The following is a 26,629-nucleotide window of genomic DNA, read 5'->3' on the forward strand; positions in this document are numbered from 1 at the left end:
GGGTAGGGTTTTTCCTACATCACGTCGGGTATTTGGCTGGCTTTTAGAAATCCAGGAAACCGATAGGCTGTGTGCATGTGGTGACGGACACTGTTCCTACCGACGGGATTGCCGGTCGGGACGGCCAGAATCACAAGGAGATACACGTCGTGCCTTGGAGTGTCGTGTTGAGGGCACTGGTGCTGGTCGTGTGGATCGCTGGGGCGCATGCCGCCGAACCGATCGACATCAACCGCGCCGATGCCCAGGCGCTGCAGCAGGGATTGACGATGGTCGGAGCCGCCAAGGCCGAGGCGATCGTCGAGCACCGGCGCAGACACGGCCCGTTTCATCGCGTCGAGGACCTGACGCAGGTGAAGGGGATAGGGAAAGCAATCGTCGAACGGAATCGACAGCGGATCACCGTAGGCAACAGGTTGTTGCCGGCGGATCCGGTACCCGGATCGGTACCGGTGCGAACCGTACCGAGGCGCTGACAGCAGGAATCGTCGGAACCGGCAGGAGGCTGGTTCACCGGACACGGACAGGAAGGCCGTGACCACCGACCGCCGCAGGACGCGGCACCAATCACCAGGATGGTGGCATCACAGACCTGTGGAAGGGGCTGAGATACAAACAGGACAGACGCGGCCGCGTGCAGGATGCAACGCTACCCCCACAGCGCAGGATGCGAGGGGGCGGCAGCAGGCCGACAAGGACGTAACGATTGCCCGGTACGACACATGGCTGTGTCGCCGGGCAGTTTCATTTCCGGCGCCTGGTTTTGCCGCGGCCACCACGGGTCGATGGTGTACGGTGGCCGCACCGCATGGAAAGGACCCCCGCTGGATGCTTCTGCACCGCCCCACTACCCTGATGCTCGCCCTTGCACTGGCCCTGCCGCTGCTGGGCCATGCCGCTGCGCCGACGCCGGCTGCCAAGCCTGCCGCTGCCGCAGCCAGCACCGCCGAAGTGCGCGGACCGACCGACCTCAAGCCGGGCGAATACCTGTGGCATCCGGAAATCTCGCCGACCGGCCCGATCGTGCTGGTGGTCAGCCTCGATGAACAGCGCGCCTATGTGTACCGCAACGGCATTGCCATCGGACTGACCACGATCAGCTCGGGCAAGGCTGGGCATGAGACGCCGACCGGCGTGTTCACCATCCTGCAGAAGGACAAGGACCACAAGTCCAACCTCTACAACAGCGCGCCGATGCCCTACATGCAGCGGCTGACCTGGGACGGCATCGCCCTGCATGGCGGCAGCCTGCCTGGTCATCCGGCCTCGCATGGCTGCGTGCGGCTGCCGCAGGCCTTCGCGCAGAAGCTGTTCAGTGAAACCCAGCGTGGCGACACCGTGGTCGTGGCCGATGCCAAGAGCTCGCCGATGACCCTGGCCTATCCGTCGGTGCTGGCACCGGTCAACGCGCGCGGCCAGGCCCTTCCGGAGACCGAGGGTGGGGCCCCGGCGCAGGCCTGGTGGGATGACGCCGCGGCGCCGGCCGGGCAGGTCGGCATCCTGGTCAGTCTGCACGACCAGCGCCTGTACGTGCTGCGCGATGGCGTGATGATCGGCGAGTCGCCGCTGAAGGCCGACGCCCTGCCGGCGTTCCAGGGCACCACCCTGTTCGTGATGGGGCAGGGCTACAGCGATACGCCCAGCCCGTTGGACGCGAACCAGCGCCTGCACCAGTGGACGGCCTATCCGCTGCTGGGCCAGGACCGTGCCCAGGCCACGCCGGACCTGCTGGCCACGCCCTCGCTGCCGATGGCGTTGCCGGCCGATTTCGCCCGTCAGCTGTACCAGGTGCTGGTACCGGGCACGACCCTGCTGGTGACCTCGCTGCCGGCGGTCCGCCCAAGCCCGGCTGAATCCGGAATGCAGCCGGTCTTGGAATCCGAGCCGCCAGGGTCCACCCTCAAGAGCAACTGAGTCCCTTCGTTGTGCCCATGACTGCATCCCGCCTGTGCCGGCTGGCCGCGTTCGGCCTGCTGGCGACCTCGGCCAGTGCTCCGGCGCTGGCACAGACGCCCGCCCTTGCCACCAGTGCCGATGATCTGGCCGCCTTGCTGTCGCGCAGTGCGCCCAAGGCCGACCGCCACGTATTGCAGCTGGCGGCGCACGCCATGCGCTGCGCGCTGCAGCGGCCGGAGCTGGGCATCAATGGTGATCGCCTCAGCGTGATCGATTATTCGCGGCCGTCCACCGAGCCGCGCCTGTGGGTGTTCGACCTGGCCCACCAGCGCCTGCTGTTCGAGGAATGGGTGGCGCATGGCCGCAACAGCGGTGAGAACCGCACCGAACACTTCTCCAACCGCGATGGCAGCTTCATGTCCAGTCTTGGCGCGTTCACCGCGCAGGAGACCTACATGGGCGGCAATGGGTACTCGCTGCGCCTGGCCGGGCTGGAACCGGGCTTCAACGACCGCGCGCGCGAACGCGCCATCGTCATCCACGGCGCCCCCTACGTGAACCCGGCGACCGCGCAGCTGCAGGGACGGCTCGGCCGCAGCCTGGGCTGCCCTGCGGTACGCCTGTCGGTGGCCAAGCCGCTGATCGACGCATTGCGTGGCGGCACGATGGTGTTCGCCTACTACCCCGACCAGGACTGGCTGAAGCACTCGCAGCTGCTGGGCGGTGAGTGTGGTGGCCAGGGCACGCTCGCCACGCGGTGATGCATGACGGCGCGCGGCATGATGCAATGCGCCGATGAACATCGACTCCCTGTTGCACACTCCGAGCCAGGTGATCTCCCGCCTGGACTATCGCCGCGAACGCTGGCGCAACGGCTTGGGCTGGACCCGCGAGATCCTGCGACTGCCGGCGCAGGGTGATGACTGGGCGCTACGCCTGTCGGTGGCCGAGATCGAGCAGGATGCCGCGTTCTCCGCCTTCCCCGGCGTGGAGCGCGAGCTGGTGCTGCTGCAGGGCAATGGCGTGCGCCTGCGTTTCGAGGATGGCCGTGTGGCCGAGGTCCTGCCGCCGCACGGACGCGTGCGTTTTGCCGGTGAGGAAGCGCTGCACGGCGAACTGGTCGATGGCACCACCCACGACTTCAACCTGATGTGGAAGCGCGAGCTGCTGCAGGCCGAACTGCTGCACCGGCCGCTGGTGGGCACGATGTTCTTCTTCTGCGAACCGGGCGTTGCCTGGGCGCTGCATCTGCTGGCCGGTCAGGCGGAGTTTGGTGCAGATAGTGGCCTGCCGGCGTTGCAGGCGGGAGACACTGCGTGGTTGGCGGCCGGTGAACGGCAGCGTCATGCGGTGCAGGGCGGTGGCGAATTGCTGGCGATCCGGATCAGTGCGGCGGCGGGATGATTCCTGGGCGCCGGTCGGCACTATCCACGCATGGCGTGGATCTACTGGGGTGCGGTTGCCACCATGCCTGGACACGCCGTTGTAGATCCACGCCATGCGTGGATGCGGCCGCCGATACCGCGTCATGGTGCGAACCAAGGTTCGCACCCACCAGGAATCGGTTCGCGCCAGCCGAATCTGTTCAGTAGATCCACGCCATGCGTGGATGCGGCCACCGACACCGCGTCATGGTGCGAACCGAGGTTCGCACCCACCAGAAAGCGGTTCGCACCCACCAGAAGGCGATTCGCATCCGCCGAAGTGGAGCAGTACATCCACGCCATGCGTGGATGCGGTGGCCTCAATACACATCGCGCCGGTAACGACCGGCCAGCAACAGCGCTTCCTTGCCCGCGGTACCCAGCACCTGCTCGATCACTGCATCCACCGCCGGGGCCATGCCCTGCAGGCTGCCGCAGACCAGGATCGTGGCGCCTTCATCCACCCACTGGCGCAGCGTTGCCGCTTCGGCCAGCAGCCGGTCCTGCACATAGCGGTGCGCACCGCCATCGCGGCTGAACACTGCATCCAACCGCGCCAGCGTGCCGTCGGCCAGCATCGCCTGCAGTTCTTCACCGAAGTGGAAGTCATGCGCGGCGGTGCGCTCACCGAACAGCAGCCAGGTGCGGCGTGCGCCACTGCGTACGCGTTCGTGCAGATGCGCGCGCAGGCCGGCGATGCCGGTGCCGTTGCCGATCAGCAGCAGCGGCACATCGGCGGGCGCGCCATGGAAATTGTCGTTGCGGCGCAGACGCAGCTGTACCGGTTCGCCGATGGCAGCGTGGTCGCACAGCCAGCCGCTGCCGATGCCGGGTGTACCGTCAGCGCGCAGCTGGCGGCGCAGCAGCAGCTCAACCGCACCGTCGGCCATGACCGAGGCGATCGAGTACTCGCGATGCGGCAGCGATTGCAAGGTCGCCAGCAGCGCAGGCAGATCACCCGGGGGAACCAATGAGGGCAGGTGCGAGCGCGCGACGCGTGCCAGCAACGTCTGCCCGTCATCCAGCACGGTGTCCGCGTCGAAGCGTTGTGCATCCAGCCAGGCACGCACGGTGTGCGATGCGTGCTGCGGGCCGATCTCGGCGATGTCACCGGCCTGCCACTGCGCATTTGCATCGGCCGGGGGCTGCAGGCGCAACCAGTACACCGGACCACCGGGGCTGCCCGGGTTCAGATGCTCGCGTTGCAGCAGCGTCCACGGCTGGTACTCGGCCGGGCTCCAGTCGGGCAGTTCGCTGGCGTTACCGCCGAGTTGTCCCAGCAACTGTTGCCAATGACGCAGCGCTGCCGGATCGGCGTTGTCGACCTCGATGGCGTCGAACAGCGGATGCGCGCCGTGTTGGCGCAGCCAAGTGTCCAGCTGGTGGCCGAATCCGCAGAAGTGGCCATAGCTGCGGTCGCCCAGCGCGAGCACCCCGTAGTGCAGGTGCTGCAGCGGGGGCGGGGTGGCCATCACCCCGCGCAGGAACGGCAGGGCGTGGTCGGGTGGATCGCCTTCGCCGGTGGTGCTGGCAATAAACAGCGCGCGCTGGCTGGAAGCCAGCAGTGCTGCATCCACCTCATGCAGTCCGCGCACGCGCACTGGCACGCTGGCACCGCGCAGGGCCTCGGCGCTGCGTTCGGCCAGTTCGCGGGCGAAGCCGGTCTGGCTGGACCAGACCAGCAGGATGGGCGCGGTGTCTCCGGTTGCGGCGTCGTCGCGCGGGCGCCCACGCCACCACAGGGCCGCGCAGGCCAGCGCATACAGCACCGTGGCGAGCACCGCGATCTGCGAGTGCCGCACCGGTGGTGCGCCCCGCCACCACGCTTCGCCGAGATGCAGGCGAAGCAGTGCCCAGCCGATCGCTGCCAGCAGGAGCAGAACCAGTGCGTTGCCGAGCCAGGCGCGCGATGGACGTGCGCTCATGCGTCCTGCTCGTCGAGCAGGCGCTGGAAGGCGCTGCTGAGGAATTCGCGGGGGCCATCCGCTGCGCGTTGCAGGTAGCGCGCGGCCAATCCTTCGCGCTCGGCCAGTGCCATGCCCTGTTCGTGACCGAGTACGGTCAGTGCGGTGGCCCAGGCATCGGCGTGCATGGCGTCATCGGCCACCACGGTTACTGCCGCGGCAACTTGCCGCACCGGTCTGCCGGAGCGCGGGTCCAGGCTGTGGCTGTAGGCCTCGCCATCGGCCTGGTACTGGTGCCAGCGATCACCGGAGGTGGCCACCGCCTTGCCGTCAAGTGCGAGCACGCGTGGCGGGGTATCGGTGTGCGCGTCTTCTTCGGGTGCGGATTCCACCAGCACGCGCCACGGCTGGCCGTCCGGTTTGCGGCCGTAGCCGGCCAGTTCGCCGCCGACTTCGATCAGCGCGGCAGTGATGCCTTGTCCACGCAACCAGGCGGCCACGTGATCGACGCCGAAGCCCTTGGCGATCGCAGAGAGATCCAGTTCCAGTCCACCCGGTTGCAGCAGCGCATCGTCCTGCCACTGCAGGCGCTGCCAACCGCAGCGATCACGCGTGGCCTGCAGGGTAGCGTCGTCGGGCTGGCGGCGTTCGCCGGCATGTGCCCCGAAGCCCCACAGTGCAACCAGCGGACCGATGGTGGGATCGAAGGCGCCGCCACTGGCGGAAGCGATGGCCTGTGCGCAGGCCAGAACGTGACGGGTCTCGGCCGGCAACGCGCACCATTGGCCGGCGTCGGCGCGGTTGTAGCGGCTCAGATCCGAACCACGCTCCCAGGTGCTCATCTGCGCGACCACCTCGTCCAGCCGCGCCTGGATGCCAGCGTGCAGCGGGCGCAGGTCGCGCTGGCGCGATGCGACCAGCGACACGCTCCAGGTGGTGCCCATGGTGGTGCCGCCGAGGCGGGCGATGTCGAGCAGGGAATCGGTCATGGTGGTGTGCTGCAGGCGCGATGCCGGGGCGTGCCCGGCATCGCGGTCCACGTCATTACTGCGGCAGCACTTCCAGCGTGGCGACGTAGCTCAGGCGGCGCTTGGCGGCCTGCTTCACCGAGGTCTTGTTGTCTTCGGTGCCGGTCTCCAGCCAGTACATGCCGGCTTCCGGCCAGGTCACCTTGATCTCACCCTTGGCATCACTGGTGACCTTCAGCTCGTCCTGCGCGTTGCGGTAGCGGGTGGCGCCACGCACGATCTCGAACTCCAGGCCGGCGGTCGGCTTGCCGTCGACCAGCACGCGGAAGGTGGCTTCCTCGCCGGCGAACAGATCGTTCGGGTGGCCGACGGCGACCAGCTCGATGCCACGGTTGGTCGGCTTCAGCGCGGTGTCGTTCGGGGCGCCGTTGGTGACGAAGGTCTCCACGCGGCCGACCGACTGGCTCACTTCCAGCTTCTTCGCATCCTTGGGCAGTTCGCCGAAGGTGGCGACGCTGCCGCGCCAGCGCTTGCGCTCGCCGTTCTGCTCGTAGGTGGCGAACAGGCCGTCATTGACCGACGCGATGCGGTAGGTGCCCTGCTGCTTCAGCTCGACATCGAACACGCTGCGGTACTTGCCGGTGGCGGCGTTCTGCGCCTGCACGGTGCTGCCGTCCGGCGCGGTGATCACCACCGATTCCAGGCGCAGCGGAACGTGATTGAAATAGAACAGGTCATTGGAGACCGCACCGTCGACGGTGATCCACGGCGCATTGCCGGCGATCACGGTCTGCGAGGGCAGCAGCCAGGCCTTGTGGGCCAGGGCGGAGAAGGGAAGGGCAGCGGCCAGAGCGGCGGCGAGGACGAGCGTGCGCTTCATGCGGAAGACTCCAGGTGGATGCAGGGTGGTGCGGCGAGGGGAGGGGAATTACGACTTAATCCCCTCCGTCCCCTTTTCAGGGTTTGACGGCGAGGGTGACCTGGCCCAGTTCGGTGGCGCCCTGCGCCTTGCCGTTCTGCGCGGCGGTGGCCGGCCAGGTGAAGGGGATCTTCAGCAGCTCGCGGCCGCCGACTTCGCGCACCGCTTCCACCACCAGGGTGTAGTTGCCCGGAGCCAGCTGCTTCAGCGCCGGCTGCTTGTCGTTGAACGACAGCGCGTGCTTGCCGGCCGGGCGGGTCGGGCCGGTCACGCCGTCCACCGGCACCTGCAGGGTGCGGCCGCTCTTGCGCCACCACTGGCGCAGGTCCGGCAGCCACTTGGTGCCGTGGCCTTCGCTGTTGCTGGTCTGCTGGTACCAGACCGACAGGTTGGCCGCGACCTTCTGGTCGGCGCCTTCCAGCCACACCGCCACGTACGGGCGGTGGTACTCGGCCACGTTGAGCTTGGGCACTTCGACGTTGATGTCGAGGGTGGTGGCATAGGCCGGCGAGGTGGCCAGCAGGCCGCTGAGGGCGATGGTCAGGGTGACGCGCATGGGGCGGCTCCGGAAACGAAGGAAAGTCAGTGGATCAGCAGCAGGGCGATCAGCAGCGGGATCATCAGGCCGAGGCCGACCAGCGGCCAGGTCATGCGCCGCTGCCGTGCATGCAGGTGAAGCAGGAACAGGCCGGTTATGCAGAACACCAGGCAGGCCACGGCGAACAGGTCCAGGAACCAGCCCCACGCTGGGCCCGCGTTGCGGCCCTTGTGCAGGTCGTTGAGGTAGGACACCGCGCCGCGCGAGGTTGATTCGTACTCCACCGCGCCGGTCTCGCGATCGATGCTCAGCCAGGCGTCGCCACCCGGGCGTGGCAGTGACAGGTAGATCTCCTCGGCCGACCACTCGGCCGGGCGCCCGCCGATGGCGATGCCCAGCTGCGTGTCCAGCCATTGCCGGGCCGGGCGCGGGATCGGCGCGTTGCCATCCTCGCGCGTGCCCAGCTGGCCCAGCAGCGCGGCCGGCAGTTCCAGATGCTGGTTCTGCACCTCGGGCTTGGCCTCGATCTTCGCCGCATGGTTGAGGGTCAGGCCTGTCACCGCAAACAGCAGCATGCCGATCAGGCAGACCGCCGAGCTGATCCAGTGCCACTGGTGCAGCGTCCGCAGCCAGAAGCCACGGTTCTGTTGCTGCTGCACGGTGGAAGAGGCAGGACGGCTCACGGCACGGTTCGAGGCGGACGGGGACTGCCCATTACATCATTGATGAGAATAGCTCGCAATTGCGTGTCGTTCTGTATCCCAGAGGGATTGCCGGCCAGCGGCCGGCACTACCGACTGGCCGGCAATCCCACGGATCAGTAGATCCACGCCATGCGTGGATGGAGCGCTGCCGACCAAGGTCGGCACCCGCCAGGGCAGGGCGCAGAGATCAGAACTTCGCGTTCAACGAAATCCAGTAGCTGCGGCGCTGGTCCTTGGTCGCGTAGTCGTCCACGCAGCTGAACTCGCTGGGATTGAGCAGCAGGCACGACTGCGAAACGAAGTCCTTGTCGAACAGGTTGTTGACCCGCGCGTTGACCGTCAGCCACGGCGTGGCCTTCCAGCTGCCACCGAGATGGAAGATCGTGTAGTCCTCGTAATAGCGCACGTGGCGGGCGCCGGCACTGTCGATGAGGGTGTCGCGATAGCGGTCGTAGCGGCCTTCGCCGATCAGCGACAGGCTGATCGCTTCGTTGATCTGCCAGTTGAGGCTGGCGTTGGCCATGTGCTTTGCCGGCGTGGTGCCAGAGATCGGGCGCCCTTTGTCGGGGCCGCTGGTCTGTTCGCTCTTGGTCCAGGTGTAGTTGCCGCGCAGCTGCAGGTTGTCGAGCAGGTCGACGTGGCCGGCCAGTTCCGCACCGCGGGTCTCGGCCTTGTCGATGTTCACGCTCTGGGTGAAGGTGCTGTAGCCCAGTGCTGCCCAGCCCGGGCCGATGTCCACGCAGTAACCGCTGCCGGCGCGGGCCACTTCGCAGTTCGGGAACGTGCCGCCGCTGGCGATCTTGTCTTCGAACTTGTTGAAGAAGCCGGTGACATTGAAGCCCCAGCGCTGGCCTTCGTAGTACGCGGCCAGCTCGTAGTTGGTGCTGGTTTCAGGCTTCAGGTTCGGCGAACCCACCAGCGGCAGCACGCCCTGGCCACCGAAGCCGGTGATGCCCGGGAACAGCTGATCCGGTCGCGGGGTCTTGTAGCCGGTGCTGACGCCACCCTTGAAGGTCCAGGCGTCAGTGGCGTTCCACACCAGGTAGCCGCGCGGGCTGACATGGCTGCCGAACACGTTGTGGTCGTCGTGGCGCAGGCCGAAGGTGGCGGTGAGGTGTCGGTCAGCGACCAGTTGTCCTCGGCGAACAGCGCCCACATGCGGTGCTTCTGCTTGGTGTTGCTGCGGTAACCGGCGCCGTCCATGCCGAACACGCCGTCGATCATGTCAGTGTTGTTGTACTGGCCGCCGACGGTCAGCTTGTGCGCGCCGAAGTCGAGGTCGAGCATGGTGTCGAGCACGTAGCCTTCCAGCTCCATGGTGCGCAGCGGACGCGGCAGGAATGCCTGCAGGCGTGCCATTTCACTTGGGTTGAGGGCGGCCAGTGCATTGCCGCGGCCGGCCGCGCAGTTGTTGGCGCCGCCGGTGCGGCGGCAGACGTCGTTCCACAGGGTCTGCAGGTTGGCGCGTTCGTCCAGGGTCAGCGGCAGCGAGCGGCCCAGGTTGCTGCTCTTGCTGTGGGTCAGCGAGGTCTGCCAGGTGCCGAAGCTGTAGCGGCCCTGGTGGGTCAGCGACAACTGGTCGCGCTCGTAGCGCTGGTAGGCGGTGTAGCCCACGCGCGGCTGCACCACGCGGCGGGTGACGGTACCGCTGCCGTTCGGGTTGGGGATGACGGCATTGCCGACGCGCCACAGGCTGGCCAGGCTGTCGAGGGTGCCGGTCTGGCCCTCGCTGTTGTCGTACTTCTGCCGCGACACGTCGTAGTCCAGCCACAGTTCGTGGTCATCGTTGACGTGGAAGTTCAGCCGCACACCGGTGTTCCAGTTGGTGTTGGCCACCGACTTGCCGCCGCCACCGAAGCCGATGCTGCGCTCCCACAGGCTGCCGTCTGGCAGGGTCAGTGCATCCCACTCCGGATTGGAGGCCTTGGCGTCGTAGTAGCTGCCGCGTACTGCCAGGCCGATACGGTCCTTGACCAGCGGGCCGCTGAGGTAGACGTCGGTGGTACGCGCATCGCCGAACTGATCGTCCTGCTGCACGGTGAAGCCCTGGGTGAGTGCGCCGTGCCAGCTGTCCTGGTTGCGACGGGTGATGATGTTGATCACGCCGCCCATTGCATCCGAGCCGTACAACGTGGACATCGGGCCGCGCACCACTTCAATGCGCTCGATGGCATCCAGCGGCGGCAGGTAGGCGAACTGGCCACCGCCGAAGTTGTTCGGATACAGCTGGCCGACATTGCTCTGGCGGCGGCCGTCGATCAGCACCAGGGTGTACTCGGAGGGCAGGCCGCGCATCGAGATGGTGGCACGGCCGTTCTTGTCGCTGGCTTCCAGGCCGACGTCGATGCCTTCAACGTTGCGCAGCGCGTCGACCAGATTGGTGTACGGGCGCTTGCTGAGTTCTTCGCGGCTGACCACGCTGATGCTGGCGGGTGCATCGACCACCTTCTGCTCAAAGCCGGAGGCGGTGACCACCACCTTGTCCAGCGTCTGTGGCGCGCCGGAAGCGTCACCGTGGGCGAAGGCAGGGGCGGTCATGGCTGCCAGCACGGCGCTGGTCAGCAGGGTACGGGACAGGGACGAACGGACACGATGGCGCTGGGCCATGGCAGTAACCTCGAAGGATGCAGGGTAGTGCAATGCCAGGCGCGAACGGCGCGGCATGCACGGGGAGGCCCGGTCAGGGGCGGCAGGGATGAAGCAGGCAGCGGCGTGCGGGCACGACCGCGCAGGCGGTCACGCGGGGCCGTGATTCAGGCGAGCGGCGGCGCCTGGCCGCGTTGCTGGCGGCGCCCGGGCGCGTCGGCCCAGGGCGTGTCCGGAGCGGCCAGCGGCCAGTCCGGGCGCACGCCGGGCATGGCCGGCGTGGTGGGTACGAGTTCAAGCTCGGTGCGCAGCCATTGGCTGGCCAGCAGCAACGGCGGGCGTGCCTTCTCGGCCGATTTCACCGGGGCGGCAGCACAGCGGCGCAGTTTGGCCGGTGCTTCTTCCTGCGGGGACGCTTCGCCACCGCGCTCTTCCAGCGGCATCTGCACGGCCATTCCGGCTTGGCCGTGTGGCAGCAGCGGCAAGGTGCCCAGCAGCAAAGCCAGCATCGCCACCCACGCCAGCAGACTGGCCAGCGCAGGACGCTGGCCGCGCATGGCGGTGCCCATCTTTCGATGGATGAGTGGGCGAGGGCGAAGCGGGCGCAGCAAGCAGGGGTCCCCAGGGGTCTGCCGGCAGCGGCCGGCATCAACGGGGCGTGATTGTAATGAGAGCTGTTAGCTGTTGCAAATGAGAATGATTGCCAAAATGTCGCAGGCCGGCCGGATCCGGCTCAGACCTCGCTCCAGCGCCGCAGCAGGTTGTGGTAAACGCCGGTCAGCTGCAGGATCGCCTCGGCGTCACCGCCGGTCTGCCGCAGGCGCTCGATCGAGCCATCCATTTCCCACAGCAGGCGGCGCTGCACATCGTCGCGGATCATGCTCTGTACCCAGAAGAACGAGGCCACGCGCGCACCGCGGGTGACCGGCCGCACCTGGTGCAGGCTGCTGGACGGATACACGATCAGGTCGCCGGCCGGCAGCTTTACCTCGTGCTCGCCGTAGGTATCGCTGATGATCAGCTCGCCACCCTCGTACTCCTCGGGCGCGGACAGGAACAGGGTGCAGGAGATGTCCGAGCGCAGTTGCTCGCCGTTGGCCAGGTTCATCACCGCGCCATCGACATGGAAGCCATAGGTGCCGCCCCCGCTGTAGCGGTTGAAACGCGGCGGCAGGTACTTCAGCGGCAGCGCTGCGCTGAAGAACAGCGGGTGCCGGGCCAGCGCGACGAGGATGATCTCGCCCAGTTCGCGGCGCAGCGGCGAGGCCTCGGGCAGCTGCTGGTTGTGCTTGGCCTGCGCGCCCAGATGGCCGACGGTCTCGCGGCCATCGGTCCAGTCGGCGGCATCCAGTCGGCGGCGGAAGTCGGCCACCTGGTCTGCGCTGAGAATGTCGGGGATGTGCAGCAGCATGCGGGACTCCTCAGAGGGACGGCGGTGCGACCAGGGCGCGCACCTGCGGATGCGGCGACGCGGCCAGTTCCGGCACGATGTGCGCCATGAACGCCGGGCTGCCGTGCGCCAGTGCGAGCCGCAGCCAACGCACGGCCTGCTCGACCTGGCCGGCCTGCAGCAGGATGGAGGCGTAGTTGGCCTGGCCGCGGAAATCGCCGGTCTCGGCCGCGCGCCGGTACCAGCCCAGGGCGGCCTGCGGATCGCGTTCGATCTCCAGGCCGTCTTCGAGGTGGCGGGCCAGCAGGTTCATCGATTTGGCATGGCCCAGGTGTGCGGCACGGGTATACAGGGCCAATGCCTGCGCGCGGTCCTGCGGTACACCGCGGCCGGTGGCCAGCAGGTTGGCCAGGTTGTACAGGCCCCAGTCCAGCCCGGTGTCGGCCGCGCGCCGGTACCAGACCGCGGCCAGCGTCGGGTCGGTGACGGTGCCCTGGCCCAGCTCATGGCAGCGGCCGAGCATGTTCATCGCCATCGGCGCGCCGTTGTTGGCGGCGGTTTCGTACCAGAGCAGCGCGGCCGAGGCGTCCTGCGCGGTGCCTTTGCCTTCCATGTGCATCTGCGCGAGCAGCAGTTGTGCCTCGACCTGTCCAGCCTGCGCGGCGTCGCGCACGCGTGCGAACGCGGCCTGCGGATCGTGCTGCAGCAGCTCGGCCAGGGCGTCGCTGTCGATGGGAGTGCGGGTAACCATGGGGTGAGTATCGCCGGAAGCAAAAACGGCGGCAGGAGAGCCTGCCGCCGTGGTGGAGCGGAGTTACATCAGAACTTCACGTTCAGTGCCAGGGTGGCCGAGCGACCCGGGGCGATGCTCGCGTAGTGCGAGGCATAGGCCTTGGTGAAGTAGGTCTTGTCGGTCAGGTTCTGCACGTTGAGCTGCAGGCTGATGTTGTCCTGGATCGCGTAGCTGGCCATCGCGTCGAAGCGGGTGTAGCTGGCAATCCACTTGGTGTTGGCGACGTCACCGTACTGCTTGTCCGAGTAGAACGCACCGGCGCCGATGGTCAGGCCGGTCGGGAAGCGGTAGGTGGTCCACAGGTTGGCGCTGTGCTTGGCGGTGTTGGGGAACACGTTGCCGTTGTTCGGCGACGGCACGTAGATGCCGCTCGGGCAGGTGCGGCCCGATACGGCGCAGACAAAGCCGTTGTCCTTCAGTTCCGAATCCAGGTAGGTGTAGCCGCCGTACAGGCTCCAGGCATCGGTCAACTGGCCATTGAAGCCCAGCTCGAAGCCGTTGATTTCCTTCTTGCCGGCGTTCTGGCTGGTGCCGTTGTCGATGGTCACACGTGCGTTGTTCATCACGGTGTGGAAGATCGCGGCAGTCAGGTTCAGGCGGTTGTCGAGCAGGTCCCACTTGGTGCCGAGTTCGAGGTTCCTGGTGTCCTGCGGCTTGAGGTCGGCCACAGCCGCGCTCAGACCGTCGGAGCCGTCACCTCCGTCCATGCCCGGCGGGGTCGAAGAGGTGCCCCAGGACAGGTAGATGCTGCCGTTGGCCGCCGGCTTGAACACCACGCCGGCCTGGTAGTTCAGGAAGTCGTTGTCATTGCGCACGCGGGTCGGCGCCGCACCGGCCACCGGCGTGGTCAGGGTGGTGCGGAAGTCGTCGTAGCGCAGGCCGAGATTGAAGCTCCACTGTGCGTTGAGTTCGATGGTGTCGAACAGGTACGCCGAGGTGGTCTTGGTGCGCTGTTCGACGTCCAGCGCCTTGTCGCTGCGATACACCGCGTGGGTCGCCGCCCACGGATCGTTCGGGTTCGGATTGGCGAAGCTGGTGCAGTTGTAGCCGGTGGCCGCGCCGGTGGTCGGGCACTTGCTGTTGCCGGTCAGCGGGTTACTGGTGCCCGGGGTCATCAGGTAGCTGCCGCGGGTCATCTTCTCGTCGCTGTACTCCACACCGGCGCTGTAGCTGTGCTTGAGCGCGCCGGTCTGGAACGCGCCGGTCAGGCCCAGCTGGTCGGCGAAGCTCTTGACGTCGACGGCGCGGCTGTTGGTACGGCGCCACAAGGTGCCGTAGTTGTTCGGGTTGCCCTGGCTGTCGTCCGGCTGGGTCCACAGGTAGTCGTTGCTGGTGTTGCCCAGGCGCGCGATGTTGCGCAGCTTGTGGCCACCGAAGTCGTAGCTGGCGTCCAGGGTGCTGATGTCGGCGCGGGTGCGCTGGAAGTCACGGTCGACCAGGCCGTAGTAGTTGTTGCGGTCCGGCACCATCGGGCGGCCATCGACCCACTTCGAGGCCGGCGCACCGTTCGGATTACCGTACGGGAAACCACCTGCATCCGGCAGGTCATCGCTCTGCATGTGGTAGTGGCTGGCGATCAGCTGTGCCGGACCGTTCAGGCCGAACGCGATCGACGGCGCGATGCCCCAGCGGCTGACATTGGCAGCGTCGCGGCCGGCGATGTCCGACTCGTGCTTCATCAGGTTCAGGCGGGCGGCGATGCCATCGCCCAGCACGTAGTTGGCGTCCACGGTGCCGCGTGCGTAGCTGTCGGTGCCGATGCCCATGCTGGCGCTGGTCTCGTTCTTCAGCTTCGGCGTCTTGCTCACCAGGTTCAGGCTGCCACCACCGGAGTCACGGCCGCCGTAGGCCGAGCTCGGGCCCTTGACCACTTCCACCTGCTCCAGGTCGAAGATCTCGCGCGTCTGCGAGCCGACGTCGCGCAGGCCGTCGACGAAGACGTTGCTCTGCGAATCGAAGCCACGGATGAAGGGGCGGTCACCGGTCGGGTTGCCGCCTTCGCCGGCACCGAAGGTGATACCCGGGACCATGCGCAATGCATCCTGCAGGTTGGTTGCACCGGTTTCGGCGATCAGCTTCTCCGAGACGATCGACACCGACTTCGGGGTGTCCAGCAGCTCGGCGGTGAACTTCGGCGAGGACGGATTGAACCAGCTGCCGCGCACCTGCACCTTGTCCAGGTCGGTGGCCTTGCGGGAGCCGGCATCGGCGCTGTCGGCAGCCTGTGCGGCCAGCGGTGCGAAGCCGGCGGCCAGGGTGGCGGTAGCGAGCAGGGAAACGCGCGGAGCGTGCTTGCGGGACGTGATGTGGGTCATGGTCTGGGTGGCGGTGGCTTGGATCGGGAAAGGGCGAGCGCGAGCCGGCGCAGATGGACGTGCGGCGACAGGCGGGAGGTGGGTTCTATAGAGCCGAGCCATGCTCGGCTGGCGGGAAACGCAATCAGGCGCACGGCAACGGCCGCAGGGCGCCTCAGCTGGCGTGCGGTGCGGGCGGAGCGTGGCCGGGGTTCAACCGCAGTGCGGGATCGCGCAGCTGCCAGCGCAGGGCGTCGGAACGCCACAGCGGAACATGCGCGACCAGGGCGGCGCGCGGGGGAGCCAGTCCGGTACAGGGCGTGGCGCCCTCGCCATCCAGCGGCGGCTCGGGTGCTGGCGCGGCATGGTGCGGGCACTCGTCGGCCGGCGGGGCCGGCACCGGCATGACCTGCTGCAGATCTTCAGCGTGTGCCTGCCAGCCGTGGGTAGCCGGGTTGTTGCCGCGTCCTTCGTGCAGTGCCGACCAGCCCAACACCAGCGTCAGCAGCACGGCCACGAGCAGCGGCCACCCTTGGCGGGCGAGCTGGCACAGCGTGGCGGTGGGCGCGGGCGAAGCCATGGCGCGGGGGCGGAGTCGTTACGAAGATGTTACGTAGAATAACATCAACGATAATGATTCGCATGTACGGGCCGTGCCGGGCCCTCGAGGCGACCCGGGGGCGCCCTGGGGAGGCTCTAATGGCCTTGCGATGGATCCACCCCATGGGTGGATGCTCTCCCGCGGGGCGCCCTCTGGGGGGCTCTCTGGGCCGAGCGCCGCCTCAATCCCGGTCGTCGCGGGTCCAGACAGCGTCGTGCTCGCGCTTCACCGGAAACTTGGGCACAGGGCTGTAGGCCGGGGCGCACAGGGCGCGGCCGTCACGCACGTCGAAGCGCGCGCCGTGCAGCACGCACTCCACACTGCCCTCGGTGGTGTTGAACTCGCCCGAGGACAGCTCGAACTCTTCATGTGTGCACTGGTCTTCCAGCGCGTACAACTCACCGTCGAGGTTGAACACCACGATCGGCGTGCCGGTTACCTCGTCGAACACGCTCTTCATTTCACCCGGCAGCAGCTCGGTGCCGGCACAGACGAAGGTCCAGGTATCGCTCACGCGGCGGCTCCGGCCAGCGGCTTTTCCAGGATCTCGAAGCGCAGGTCGTCGCGCTTGGGAATGCCGAAGCGTTCGTCGCCGTACGGGAACGGCTTCTTGATGCCGGTGCGCAGATAGCCGCGGCGCTCGTAGAAGGCGATCAGCTCGTCGCGCACGTCGATCACCGTCATCTGCATCACCGGCACCTTCCATTCGCGTGCGGCGTGCGCTTCGGCGGCGTCCATCAGCTGCTTGCCGACGCCGCCACCCTGCTGGGCCGGGTCGACCGAGAACATGCCGAAGTAGCCCTTGCCGTCGACATCGGCGACGTGGGCGCAGGCCACCAGCTGGCCGTCGCGTTCGGCCAGCAGGATGGTGGAGCGCGGGCGGTCCAGGTCGGCCTGGATGCCCTCGGCATCGATGCGGGCGCCGTCCAGCAGGTCGGCTTCGGTGGTCCAGCCAACGCGGCTGGCGTCACCACGGTAGGCCGAGGTGACCAGGGCGATCAGGGCGGGGATGTCGGCCGGCGTGGCGGCGCGGAAGGTCAGGGTGCTCATGGGCACATTCTAGGTGGAGCGGGGAAGGGCGCGGGAGGCTACCGCTTGGGCCAACTTTGCCGAGTGTGGCCAATACACAGGGTTGACGCCGTCTTCATTATTCGTTCATATCCATGGTCAGCACCCGCCCACCGTGAAGCAACGCGTGGCTGTCTGCCGGAGTGGGTGCCGCCTGGTCGAAGGCCAACTGCCGTTCGGCGCGGGTGGGGCACACAGGGAAGTCGATCCAGGGAGGATCTTCATGCAGTCTCGCCTCATTTCTCATCCGCGCGCCGCAACGGCTGCCAAGGGTCTGTTTCTCGGTGTCATTGCCCTGTGTGTGCTGGCACCGGTCGGCGTTTCAGCCCAGATCGTTCCCACCTGGCGCCAGGAGTACGACAAGCGGCTGAAGTACGGGGACCTTGTCGAACCGCTGAAGGGCGAGATCTTCGGCGAGCAGGTCAACCTCTATGACGGCTCGATTAGCTTCAAGGCCACGGATATTTCGATTCCAGGCAATGGCGGTCTGACGATGACCTTGGGCCGCAGCTACAGCGATGACGATGGCGGCGGAGAGAACTCATTCTCGAATTGGGGCCTGGATATCCCGTCCATGTCCGGCGTCTATGGTGATCTGCCGGAGACCGCGTCTGTCGGCTATTGGGCGCCTGCCGCGCGCTGCAGTACGGTGGCGGCGCCTCCGTCATTAGAGGTCTGGAACCGTCGCAAAACCCAGACCGTCAATTTCAGTCCCACTACATTCTGGGATGGCGTGCGACTCTCTCTACCGGGTGGTGGCAGTGAGCCGGTGCTGGGAGGCAGCGGAGATGCGCGCCAGCCGCAGCCACAGTTTGGCGAACCGGCGCCTTGGAATACCAAGGGCGGCTGGACGTTCAGTTGTCTGACCGCCCTGAAGAGCGGACAGCCGGGACAAGGCTTCCTTGGTCATGCTCCCGACGGCACCAAGTACTACTTCGACTGGATGGTCGCCAAGCCTCACAACGGTGCAACGCTGCAACCCTACGGGCCAGAAAGCAATGCACTGCTGAATCGAAAGCGTGTGTTCCTGTACCCATCGCAGGTTGTGGATCGCTTCGGCAACTGGGTGCGCTACGAGTGGAGTGGCGACCGGCTGTTGCGCATGGTTGCCAACGATGGCCGCGAGATCAGCCTGGGCTACAACGCGAAAGGACTGATCGCATCCGCAACCGCTGCTGGGCGTACCTGGACTTACGGGTACACGGAGGCCGATATCCTGCGGACAGTGACGCTGCCGGACGGAACCCAATGGGTCTACAACCTGCCGCCGCTGTCAGTCACCCACAAGTATGCCGACTATAACGGGCAGAGCATCTGGGAGTACATGGACTACCCGGCCACATGTTCGCGCGTCAACAAGATCGTGCCCAGCGAGATCACCCTGAGCATCCAGCATCCGTCGGGTGCGCTGGGGACGTTCCTGTTCCGGCCGTTCCGCCATGGGCGCAAGAATGTGAAGCTGGATTGCCAGACCTCTGGCGACAATCACCTGTTTGCCGATGGCTGGAACTACACGCCGGTCTACCGTGACGCAATGTCGCTGGTGACCAAGACCATCAGCGGTCCGGGCATGCCCACTGCACAGTGGACCTATCAATACACCAATCTCAATGGTGCTTTCGCCCAGGACCTGGGCGGTCCAGTAATCCCCGTAGGCCAGGCAGAGCCGAAGATCACCACCGAGACGTTGCCCGATGGTGTCGTTCGCGTCTACGAGTTCGGCAAGGAAGTTGCCTACAACGACGGCCTGTTGCTGTCCACGACAACGCGATCGGGCGGCTCCGTCGTGCGCGTTGACCGCAATAACTACTATCCAGATGCCCAGCTGGATGCGGCGCCCTTCCCGAAAGAGGCCGGCAAGGACTTCAAGTACGGTGCGAGCGATCTCAAGGCCCATTACAATCGCCCCGTCCAATCCACTGTGGTGGAACAGGATGGCGTGCAGTTCACCCGCACCGTGCAGGCCTTTGATGCATTTGCGCGCGAAGTCACCGTCGTTGAAGCGAATTCCGCCGGCCAGAGTCGCACCACCAGCACCAGCTACTACGACAATCCCGCGCTATGGGTTAACGGCCAGACAGCGCGCAGTGTGCTCAATGGCATCGAACAGTCCCGCACCGAATTCGATACGGCCAAAGCACTGCCGCTGCGCGCCTACGCATTTGGCCGCCTGGCGCAGCAGGTGACCTATGCAGCCGACGGCACGGTTGCCTCGGTGGCCGATGGCCGTGGAAATACCAGCCATCTATCGGGATGGAAGCGTGGTGTTCCGCAGCAGCTCCGCATGCCGGCCACGCCCGAAGCGCCCAATGGTGCGGTGCGCACGGTTGCCGTCGACGACAACGGTTGGATCACCTCGCTGACCGACGAAACCGGCGCAACCACCAGCTTCAGCTACGACAGCATGGGCAGGCTGCGCAGCCAGCAGTTCCCTGGCGGCGACAGCGTGAACTGGAATGGCGTAACCATGGACCTGCAGCGGCTGGGTGGCGCGCAGCTGGGGGTGCCCGCCGGTGCGTGGAAGCACTCCCGCACGCAGGGCGGACGGCGCACGGACACCTACCTGGATGCGATGTTCCGCCCGGTGCTGGTGACCGAAAACGCCAACAACGTGCTGGACAGCGCCGTGGTGACCCGCTACGACACCAGCGGCAAGACCGTGTTTGCCTCGTATCCCACGCGGCAGTTCTCCGATATCAATGCCACCCTGACCGGCACCACGACGCAGTACGACGCGTTGGGCCGCCCCACCGTGGTCAGTCAATCGTCCGAGTTGGGGGCACTGGTTACCCGCACCGAGTACGTGGGCAACCTGTCAGTGAAGGTGACCAATCCCCGCGGCCAGGCCACGACGACCCGTCATCTTGCCTACGACCAGCCCAGCTACGAGATGCCGCTGACGCTGCAGCACCCGGAAGGCGTGGTGACCGAGATCCAGCGCGACACGCTGGGCAAGCCGCTGGCGATCACCCGCCGCAATGCGGACGGCAGCCAGTCGCTGACCCGCCGCTACGTCTATGACGGCTACCAGCAGCTGTGCAAGACCATCGAGCCGGAAACCGGTGCGACCGTGCAGGACTACGACGCGGCAGGCAACGTGCTGTGGTCGGCGGCCGGCACGGGTTTGACCAGCACCACCGACTGCAACCGCAGTGAAGCCCTGGCCAGCGGACGTGCGGTGAAGCGCAGTTATGACGCCGCCAACCGCCTGTCGACCCTGATCTTCCCGGATGGGCGCGGAAATCAGAACTGGTCCTACGCGCCTGATGGTCTGCCGGCCGAGATCAGCACGCAGAACGATCCGGCCCGGCCGATGGTCGTCAACCGCTACCAGTACAACCGCCGCCGCCTGCTCAGCGGCGAAACCCTGCAGCATCCGGATCTGGGAAGCCTGAGCCTGGTATATGGCTACGATGCCAACGGCACGCTGGCCAGCAATACCTATCCGGGTGGGCGTGTCGTCAGCTATGCGCCGGACGCACTGGGTCGGGCGACGACGGTCGGCGGCTATGCGAAGGAGGCCAGTTACTTTGCCAACGGCGCGTTGGCCCGCTTCGTATATGGCAATGGGATCGTGCACACGTTGACCCAGAATGCCCGCGGGCTGCCCGACCGCAGCCGCGATGCCACTGCAGCGGCCGCAGTGCTGGATGACAGCTATGACTACGATGCTGGTGGCAACGTGATGGCCATTTCCGATGGTCTGCCCGGGGCGCCCGGCAACCGGGACATGACCTATGACGGCCTGGACCGGTTGCGGACGGTCACTGCGCCGGGCTTCGGCAACGCCTTGTATGAGTATGACGCGTTGGACAACCTGCGCCGTGCCAAGGTCGGCAGCCGCGATCGTACGCACTACTTCGATCCGACCAATCGGCTGGTCAACGTGATCGAAACCGGAACCGGGGCAACCGTGACCGGTCTTGGCTATGACGTGCAGGGCAATCTTTCGGTGCGCAATGGTCAGGCTTTCGCGTTTGACTACGGCAACCGGCTGCGCGCGGCGGGAACAGCAGAGAGCTACGAGTACGACGCCCACGGTCGCCGGGTGAAGGCTGGTGCCAGTGGCAAGGGGGCAATCTACTCGTTCTACGACAACGGCGGCGTGCTGCGATTCCAGCGCAACGAACGTACCGGCAAGCAGACCGACTATCTCTACCTGTCAGGCAGCCTGGTTTCCCAGGTGCATGGTGAAGCGGCACCCAGCGTTCCCGCGCTGAGTGCGCCGGGCTACATCACCCAGGGCAGCGTGAACCTGACCTGGAGCCCGGCCGGCGGTGCCAACCGCTATGAGTTGCAGCGTGCCCTTGCGGGCAACTGGAGCACGGTCTTCGATGGCGCGGCGCAATCGTTCACCAGCACCGGCCTGGTCACGGGGACCTATCAATTCCGGGTGCGCGGCTGCCGGGCGGTGTGCGGCGGATGGAGCAATGTCGCGTCAGTGGCCGTGGCATTGGCGCCATCCACCGTGCCGACCCTGAACGTGCCTGCCACAGCCTTCAACGGCAGCTACAACGTAGCTTGGTCTGCGGCTTCCGGTGCCGAGCGCTATGAGCTGGAGGAAAGCGCCAATGGTGGCGCTTGGGCCCAGGTGCACAACGCCATCGGTCAGTCCAAGGCCTTCAGTGGCAAGGCAGCGGGAAGCTACAACTACCGGGTTCGCGCATGTAACCCGGTAGGGTGCACGGGATACAGCGCCACGGCTGCGGTGACGGTCGTATATCCGCCTGCCACTGCGCCAGGACTCTCTGCGCCGGCACGCGCTGCGCCGGGCAGTATCGGCATTGGCTGGAACGGGGTGGCTGGTGCCACGCGTTACACCTTGCAGGAGAGCAGCAATGGTGGCGGATGGGTCACGCTGTTCGACGGCAACGCAGGTTCCTATGCCACCGCTGCGCGGGGTGTGGGCAGCTATGGCTATCGGGTTGCCGCCTGCAATGGCGCAGGCTGCGGGCCGTGGTCGGCCACGTCGACGGTAGCGGTGATCGGGCCGCCGACGATCGAGCCGGTGATCAGCGCACCGGGCCTGGTGAACGTGCCGCAGTACAGCCTGAGCTGGTCGGTGCCGGCCAACAGCGAGAGCTTCGTGCTGGAGGAGAGTGCCAACGGTGGTGGCTGGACGGTGGTGCATAACGGCGGCGGGAACAGCTTTGGTGCCAGCCGTGGTAATGGCAGCTATGCCTATCGTGTGAGGGCGTGCAATTTCGCGGGGTGCAGTCCCTATTCGGGCATCGCCAGTGTCTCCGTCGTGCTTCCTCCCGCGGCCACTCAGATCTACGTGGCGGAGTGGCTCAGCACGCGCAAGGCGCCCTATCAGGTGCAGTGCAGCGTCGGCTGGCGCGCGGTTCCGGGGGCAACGGAGTATCAGCTGGAGCCTTCCGGAGCTGGACGGCGCCTGTACACCGGCCCCAAGACCTATGTGCAGTCGAGCGGCGGGACCTACTGCGCCAGTCTCTACATTGTCAGGGCCTGCAACGCCGGTGGTTGTTCGGCATGGTCCGCAGACTTCCCCGTCACCCGCGGCGTATTGAATTGGGACTAAGCCATGAATGGACTCTGTTCGCTGTTGATTCGGGCGGTACTCGCGGTGGGGGGGCTGGTGGCCTGTGTGGCTCCGGCAGTTGCCCAGGAAGTGGTCGAGTACATCCACACTGATGCACTGGGTTCACCGGTGGCGATCACCGATGCCAGCGGGAACGTCATCGAGCGTACGGTGTATGAGCCGTATGGGGCGGTGGTGAATCGGCCGTTGAAGGATGGGCCGGGATATACGGGGCATGTGACGGACTCGGGGACCGGGCTGAGTTACATGCAGCAGCGGTACTATGATCCTGCGTTGGCAGGCTTTCTGTCTGTCGATCCGGTCGCTGCATATCAGAGCCCGATTGGACAGTTCAGTCGCTACAGGTACGGAGATGGCAATCCCTACCGCTTTACTGACCCAGATGGGCGTCAAGTGTCGGATCCACGTTCTTGCCACGACACTTCCAGCTGCCTGACCCTTGATCAGGCACAACAGCAAGTCGGGCGAGATGGCCGTCTGATGCTGAGAATTGTTGGAGGATCGGCGGTCGCGGGCACAACCGGTGGTGCAGCGATAGAGGGTGGAGGATTCGTTTCAGCGTTGGCTGCGGCAATGCGTGGCGCCATAATGGCCGGGAAGGATTTTTCCCAAGCACGGAAGTACATTGACTCGGTTGCAGATCAGTTGGGTCCCACCGGGGGACGTGCTGGCAGAAGAACCAACCAGTACGAGGGGCATGGTGGCGCCGCTGGCGCAAAAAAAATGTTCAATATATTGACTCGCGGTCAGTCTGAGGCGCGGGATGGGGGGCAGTTAGGGAAACTGGGCGACGGCTCAGTGGTTCAGATGAGTGCAAGAATTACAAGGGATGGTTCGGGCGAGACTTCAGTTCGGCTCAGCGCTGAACGAACCGGAACCAAGATTAAAGAGGTTATTAAAGTTAGATTTAAAGAGGAGTAGGTGGCATGTTTGGTGATGATTCCACGCTATTCATGAGGTATGTGAAGGGGCGGGGTAATGCTGTATACCCGTGGTCGTTGTCAATTGTAGATTGCTATTTTATGTGGCTCGCATTTTCCAAGGTCTCTGGGAGTGATCGGCCGCTGCTGTCGAGGATATCTGATAATGGCAGGCAGATTGAGGATGTTCTCATTGCTGATGCCTACGATATCTATGAGATTGATAGTCGTGCCGCGGGTTTTGAAGTTGTGCTGCGCCATGATTCGTCGGGCTCATTGTGTTATTGGGATGTTCATGAGCGCTTTGTTATAGCTGTTGGTGGTCGTGACTTTCTTGGGGTGGCAAGCCCATATCCCGGGGACATAGAAAAGCATCGTTATATTGAGGAGATGATGCATAGAGAGGCGTTCGGATTTGATGGGCCGCCTGAGGCGATTTATGCGGCCATCTCCAATCCGTTCTCTTGAAGGTGTGACTAACGTCGTTGTTTAGGGATGCTCTGAAGAACTCCCGGGCAGTGCGGGCCGCTGGCCGGCAACCTGAGAGGCAATGACAGCTCAGGTTGAGGAGACTGTACTGCTTGCTCACCATAGACACCCCTCTCGTTACCATTGATTATGGCTCTGAGCTGCCTACGAAATCCTGGTCGGTCCAATATGAAGATCAAATTGATCTTGAAGGGCGTCGCCGTGTATTACGCGAAAACTGCTGTTTTCACGATCGTAAGCTATGGATTGTTGCGTCTCGTGTACGGGCATACATGGATTTCATTCATTGAATGGGCGCTCATACTTCTGGCGGCGTTCACGGTGGGCTACATACCTCTTTTCGTTGGCTTGCTACGCGGGAAGAGTTCGTAGCAGCCTTGTGCAGACGCGATACGTCCACCGAATGGGGCCTCTTCTTAAGCGTAGCTATCTTGCAGGCTGCTGAAGCGCCAGTCGCAACGGGAGACTGCGTCATCGGCATTTTTTCGCGGCAAGACCTACGTGCAGTCGAGTGGCGGGACCTATTGCGCGCATGAGTATCGCGCGCGTGCCTGCAATGCAGAAGATTGCTTGCCGTGGTGGAGCAACCATCCTGTCACCCAGAGTGTACCGAGCTGGGACTAAGCCATGAATGGACTCTCTTTGTTGTTGATTCGAGTGGTGCTTGCGATAGTGGTGCTGGTGGCCTGTATGGCGCCAGCGACCGCCCAGGAAGTGGTCGAGTACATCCACACTGATGCATTGGGTTCACCGGTGGCGATCACCGATGCCAGCGGAAACGTCATCGAGCGTACAATCCATGAGCCGTATGGGGCGGTGGTGAATCGGCCGTTGAAGGATGGGCCGGGATATACGGGGCATGTGACGGAATCGGGGGCCGGGCTGAGTTACATGCAGCAGCGATATTATGACTTCCAAACTGTCGCATTTCTGGGGGCTGATCCAGTTGCAGCTAGTTCGGAAGGGGCTTCATTCAATCGCTATCGCTATGCTTCTGCCAATCTGTATAAGTTCAAGGATCCGGACGGCAGGGCAGACATGAACGTGTTCGGTGAAGCTGATCCGAACGGGCTGAGAGCAGGAGGAGATGCGCTCAACATTCCGGGCAAGTTCACGGTCGCAGGGCACGCCAATAACATGGTCATTCAGGACCAGCGAGGGGGGCGCATGGAAAACTACTCCACAGTCAGCTCCTGGGATATGGCTCGGACCCAGTTTGGGCTAAAACAGGGCCAGGAAATATTCATGGCAGGTTGCCACTTGGGGGCGGAAATCGGTCAGGCAAAGGCTTTTTCTCAGGGATGGGCGAACCTGAATAAGTCGTCCGTATATGCTCCCAACGGATTCGTTCGCTATCCAAAAAACTACAAGCCTGGAGATGATATGACGCTCCGTGTCAGTATGGGTGAGAACGGAACCGGAGGTGCAGGTGTATGACAGAGGTTCTCGCCTGGAGGGACGGGGCCGGCAGGTCCCGCCATTCGTTCGATTACGATCAAAGCTGATGGTTCAATATCCTATCAGTTTGCTGAGCCTGAATTGGGGTCCAGAATTCGTAGAGTAGAAACGGTGAAGGTGAAGCAATGAAAATTCTTTCGAATTCTGTTGCTTTGTCTTTGCTGCTTGTTGGCTGCGGTAACGGGGAGCCCCAGGAAGAGCGGCTTTCCCGAAATGAGAAATATGATGAGGCGCCAAGTCTGGCCCTTTCCGAGGAGGAGTTGGAACGTCAGACTTCGATGGCTGAAAACGGGAGTGCAGAGGCCCGTCTAAAGCTCGAATGGCACTACTCGACGCGTGGCGACATGGAGCGGTATCGCTACTGGCTTGAGGAGGGAGTCGCACGAATTGACGTTAGTTCAATGCAGCGATTGGCACTGTTCCTCTCCCTTGAGCAAGGCGGGGGGGACTGTAGGCGCGCAATGCAAATCCTCGAGGAAGGCTTGCGTCTTGATCCGCCGGAGACTACGCGCGAATTGATGGAGATGGATCTTCAGAGGTTGCGGCATGAACGGGTCGGGATTCCACCTTGCGGGGTGGGGATTTCCAATTAGAGGTTGCAATTGCGCGAATGTCCATAATAATTCGTTCGGATTCAATGATAGGAACGGGTGGTGTGGAGCGTATTCTGGTTTGAACTCGAGGTCATTGGATGGGCAGGTTTCGATGAGGATCATAGTTTTTCTATCTGCTGCCTTATCGATGCCGCTTCTCGCCTCCTGTGTGCAGGACCGCGGTTGTCTTCTTCGGGTGGCCAACCAGGACCACGACAGCTCCTCATCTCAGAAGATCCATGCTGATATGGATGAGCTCATACATTCGCGTCCTGTGGATGGGGCGCGGAAAGTGAATGCAGAGTTGGTGGTATCGCAGCTCGAACTCTCTCGGGAGGGTCAGAGAAATAGAAGGATCTTCTATGTATTGACTGATGGCGGCGGGAAGTTCTTGACTGCGGGGACTTGCGGCATTGACGAAGACCAGTGTGCCTCGGTCATTTTGAAGCGAATGATCGGGTTCTGTGAAAGGATGTAGATTGCGGGTGCGCTAAGTTTTGGGAGGTATTTCAGTGAAAAAT

General features: G+C 64.8%; 21 protein-coding genes and 1 pseudogene. 9 read left to right on the top strand and 13 right to left on the bottom strand.

Annotation, left to right across the window (positions count from 1 at the left end; all coding sequences use genetic code 11):
* Window positions 1–149: 149 nt before the first annotated feature.
* The 4 genes from ACSYAO_RS05050 to ACSYAO_RS05065 all read left to right on the top strand — a co-directional run bounded on the left by ACSYAO_RS05050 (window position 150) and on the right by ACSYAO_RS05065 (window position 3,300).
* A complete protein-coding gene (locus ACSYAO_RS05050; protein WP_012510302.1) occupies window positions 150–476 on the top strand; it encodes a ComEA family DNA-binding protein in 327 nt (108 codons plus the stop codon).
* Window positions 477–828: 352 nt separating this feature from the next.
* Window positions 829–1,914: a L,D-transpeptidase gene (locus ACSYAO_RS05055; RefSeq protein WP_049398792.1), complete on the top strand. Its 1,086-nt coding sequence runs from the start codon at window positions 829–831 to the stop codon at window positions 1,912–1,914.
* Window positions 1,915–1,931: 17 nt separating this feature from the next.
* The gene (locus ACSYAO_RS05060) at window positions 1,932–2,657 is read left to right on the top strand and encodes a murein L,D-transpeptidase catalytic domain family protein (protein ID WP_004147404.1); all 726 of its coding nucleotides are present in this window, start codon (window positions 1,932–1,934) and stop codon (window positions 2,655–2,657) included.
* 34 nt (window positions 2,658–2,691) lie between these two features.
* Window positions 2,692–3,300 carry a HutD/Ves family protein gene (locus ACSYAO_RS05065; protein WP_100437461.1) on the top strand — a complete coding sequence of 203 codons (609 nt, stop codon included), beginning with the start codon at window positions 2,692–2,694 and terminating at the stop codon, window positions 3,298–3,300.
* 340 nt (window positions 3,301–3,640) lie between these two features.
* Here ACSYAO_RS05065 and ACSYAO_RS05070 read toward each other — a convergent pair whose 3' ends face one another.
* The 13 genes and pseudogenes from ACSYAO_RS05070 to ACSYAO_RS05130 all read right to left on the bottom strand — a co-directional run bounded on the left by ACSYAO_RS05070 (window position 3,641) and on the right by ACSYAO_RS05130 (window position 17,067).
* Window positions 3,641–5,245 carry a sulfite reductase subunit alpha gene (locus ACSYAO_RS05070; protein WP_100437463.1) on the bottom strand — a complete coding sequence of 535 codons (1,605 nt, stop codon included), beginning with the start codon at window positions 5,243–5,245 and terminating at the stop codon, window positions 3,641–3,643.
* On the bottom strand, window positions 5,242–6,213 hold the full coding sequence (locus ACSYAO_RS05075; protein ID WP_100437544.1) for an FAD:protein FMN transferase: 972 nt from the start codon (window positions 6,211–6,213) through the stop codon (window positions 5,242–5,244). The genes ACSYAO_RS05070 and ACSYAO_RS05075 overlap by 4 nt, the downstream gene beginning before the upstream one ends.
* A gap of 55 nt (window positions 6,214–6,268) precedes the next feature.
* A complete protein-coding gene (locus tag ACSYAO_RS05080; RefSeq protein ID WP_100437464.1) occupies window positions 6,269–7,072 on the bottom strand; it encodes a DUF4198 domain-containing protein in 804 nt (267 codons plus the stop codon).
* Window positions 7,073–7,148: 76 nt separating this feature from the next.
* Window positions 7,149–7,667, bottom strand: a complete 519-nt coding sequence (locus ACSYAO_RS05085; protein ID WP_004147429.1) for a DUF2271 domain-containing protein — start codon at window positions 7,665–7,667, stop codon at window positions 7,149–7,151.
* A gap of 26 nt (window positions 7,668–7,693) precedes the next feature.
* A complete protein-coding gene (locus tag ACSYAO_RS05090; RefSeq protein ID WP_032129249.1) occupies window positions 7,694–8,332 on the bottom strand; it encodes a PepSY-associated TM helix domain-containing protein in 639 nt (212 codons plus the stop codon).
* Between the two features lie 208 nt (window positions 8,333–8,540).
* A pseudogene (locus ACSYAO_RS05095) lies at window positions 8,541–10,960 on the bottom strand (TonB-dependent receptor domain-containing protein).
* Between the two features lie 146 nt (window positions 10,961–11,106).
* Window positions 11,107–11,508, bottom strand: a complete 402-nt coding sequence (locus ACSYAO_RS05100; RefSeq protein WP_049398800.1) for a hypothetical protein — start codon at window positions 11,506–11,508, stop codon at window positions 11,107–11,109.
* 164 nt (window positions 11,509–11,672) lie between these two features.
* Window positions 11,673–12,350, bottom strand: coding sequence for a Fe2+-dependent dioxygenase (locus ACSYAO_RS05105; RefSeq protein WP_061479225.1), 678 nt, complete (start codon window positions 12,348–12,350; stop codon window positions 11,673–11,675).
* Window positions 12,351–12,360: 10 nt separating this feature from the next.
* On the bottom strand, window positions 12,361–13,080 hold the full coding sequence (locus tag ACSYAO_RS05110; protein ID WP_440566608.1) for a tetratricopeptide repeat protein: 720 nt from the start codon (window positions 13,078–13,080) through the stop codon (window positions 12,361–12,363).
* 68 nt (window positions 13,081–13,148) lie between these two features.
* Entirely contained in the window at window positions 13,149–15,437 is a 2,289-nt protein-coding gene (locus ACSYAO_RS05115; protein ID WP_134952094.1) for a TonB-dependent receptor, read from the bottom strand.
* 154 nt (window positions 15,438–15,591) lie between these two features.
* Window positions 15,592–15,996 (bottom strand): hypothetical protein, encoded by a 405-nt coding sequence (locus tag ACSYAO_RS05120; protein WP_100437469.1) that lies wholly within the window; start codon window positions 15,994–15,996, stop codon window positions 15,592–15,594.
* A 202-nt stretch (window positions 15,997–16,198) separates the two neighbouring features.
* Entirely contained in the window at window positions 16,199–16,531 is a 333-nt protein-coding gene (locus tag ACSYAO_RS05125; protein WP_100437470.1) for a non-heme iron oxygenase ferredoxin subunit, read from the bottom strand.
* Complete coding sequence (locus ACSYAO_RS05130) at window positions 16,528–17,067, bottom strand: GNAT family N-acetyltransferase (protein ID WP_032129242.1); 540 nt, start codon at window positions 17,065–17,067, stop codon at window positions 16,528–16,530. The genes ACSYAO_RS05125 and ACSYAO_RS05130 overlap by 4 nt, the downstream gene beginning before the upstream one ends.
* A 241-nt stretch (window positions 17,068–17,308) precedes the next feature.
* Between ACSYAO_RS05130 and ACSYAO_RS05135 the strand changes: the two genes are divergently transcribed.
* The 5 genes from ACSYAO_RS05135 to ACSYAO_RS05155 all read left to right on the top strand — a co-directional run bounded on the left by ACSYAO_RS05135 (window position 17,309) and on the right by ACSYAO_RS05155 (window position 26,108).
* The gene (locus ACSYAO_RS05135; RefSeq protein ID WP_100437471.1) at window positions 17,309–22,627 is read left to right on the top strand and encodes an RHS repeat domain-containing protein; all 5,319 of its coding nucleotides are present in this window, start codon (window positions 17,309–17,311) and stop codon (window positions 22,625–22,627) included.
* Window positions 22,628–22,630: 3 nt separating this feature from the next.
* Window positions 22,631–23,569: an RHS repeat-associated core domain-containing protein gene (locus tag ACSYAO_RS05140; protein WP_100437472.1), complete on the top strand. Its 939-nt coding sequence runs from the start codon at window positions 22,631–22,633 to the stop codon at window positions 23,567–23,569.
* Between the two features lie 5 nt (window positions 23,570–23,574).
* The gene (locus ACSYAO_RS05145) at window positions 23,575–24,036 is read left to right on the top strand and encodes a hypothetical protein (RefSeq protein WP_143048182.1); all 462 of its coding nucleotides are present in this window, start codon (window positions 23,575–23,577) and stop codon (window positions 24,034–24,036) included.
* A 648-nt stretch (window positions 24,037–24,684) separates the two neighbouring features.
* On the top strand, window positions 24,685–25,494 hold the full coding sequence (locus tag ACSYAO_RS05150) for an RHS repeat domain-containing protein (RefSeq protein WP_100437473.1): 810 nt from the start codon (window positions 24,685–24,687) through the stop codon (window positions 25,492–25,494).
* Window positions 25,495–25,640: 146 nt separating this feature from the next.
* Window positions 25,641–26,108, top strand: a complete 468-nt coding sequence (locus ACSYAO_RS05155) for a hypothetical protein (RefSeq protein WP_149908883.1) — start codon at window positions 25,641–25,643, stop codon at window positions 26,106–26,108.
* Window positions 26,109–26,629: the final 521 nt, after the last annotated feature.

The sequence above is a fragment of the Stenotrophomonas sp. STK16_22 genome (genome assembly GCF_051984505.1).
Lineage (GTDB): Bacteria > Pseudomonadota > Gammaproteobacteria > Xanthomonadales > Xanthomonadaceae > Stenotrophomonas > Stenotrophomonas maltophilia_A.

Coding starts and splice junctions, on each gene's coding strand:
- ACSYAO_RS05055 (WP_049398792.1), top strand. CDS start 829: ATGCTTCTGCACCGCCCCACTACCCTGATGCTCGCCCTTGCACTGGCC.
- ACSYAO_RS05060 (WP_004147404.1), top strand. CDS start 1,932: ATGACTGCATCCCGCCTGTGCCGGCTGGCCGCGTTCGGCCTGCTGGCG.
- ACSYAO_RS05065 (WP_100437461.1), top strand. CDS start 2,692: ATGAACATCGACTCCCTGTTGCACACTCCGAGCCAGGTGATCTCCCGC.
- ACSYAO_RS05070 (WP_100437463.1), bottom strand. CDS start 5,245: ATGAGCGCACGTCCATCGCGCGCCTGGCTCGGCAACGCACTGGTTCTG.
- ACSYAO_RS05075 (WP_100437544.1), bottom strand. CDS start 6,213: ATGACCGATTCCCTGCTCGACATCGCCCGCCTCGGCGGCACCACCATG.
- ACSYAO_RS05080 (WP_100437464.1), bottom strand. CDS start 7,072: ATGAAGCGCACGCTCGTCCTCGCCGCCGCTCTGGCCGCTGCCCTTCCC.
- ACSYAO_RS05085 (WP_004147429.1), bottom strand. CDS start 7,667: ATGCGCGTCACCCTGACCATCGCCCTCAGCGGCCTGCTGGCCACCTCG.
- ACSYAO_RS05100 (WP_049398800.1), bottom strand. CDS start 11,508: ATGGGCACCGCCATGCGCGGCCAGCGTCCTGCGCTGGCCAGTCTGCTG.
- ACSYAO_RS05105 (WP_061479225.1), bottom strand. CDS start 12,350: ATGCTGCTGCACATCCCCGACATTCTCAGCGCAGACCAGGTGGCCGAC.
- ACSYAO_RS05110 (WP_440566608.1), bottom strand. CDS start 13,080: ATGGTTACCCGCACTCCCATCGACAGCGACGCCCTGGCCGAGCTGCTG.
- ACSYAO_RS05115 (WP_134952094.1), bottom strand. CDS start 15,437: ATGACCCACATCACGTCCCGCAAGCACGCTCCGCGCGTTTCCCTGCTC.
- ACSYAO_RS05120 (WP_100437469.1), bottom strand. CDS start 15,996: ATGGCTTCGCCCGCGCCCACCGCCACGCTGTGCCAGCTCGCCCGCCAA.
- ACSYAO_RS05130 (WP_032129242.1), bottom strand. CDS start 17,067: ATGAGCACCCTGACCTTCCGCGCCGCCACGCCGGCCGACATCCCCGCC.
- ACSYAO_RS05135 (WP_100437471.1), top strand. CDS start 17,309: ATGCAGTCTCGCCTCATTTCTCATCCGCGCGCCGCAACGGCTGCCAAG.
- ACSYAO_RS05140 (WP_100437472.1), top strand. CDS start 22,631: ATGAATGGACTCTGTTCGCTGTTGATTCGGGCGGTACTCGCGGTGGGG.
- ACSYAO_RS05145 (WP_143048182.1), top strand. CDS start 23,575: ATGTTTGGTGATGATTCCACGCTATTCATGAGGTATGTGAAGGGGCGG.
- ACSYAO_RS05150 (WP_100437473.1), top strand. CDS start 24,685: ATGAATGGACTCTCTTTGTTGTTGATTCGAGTGGTGCTTGCGATAGTG.
- ACSYAO_RS05155 (WP_149908883.1), top strand. CDS start 25,641: ATGAAAATTCTTTCGAATTCTGTTGCTTTGTCTTTGCTGCTTGTTGGC.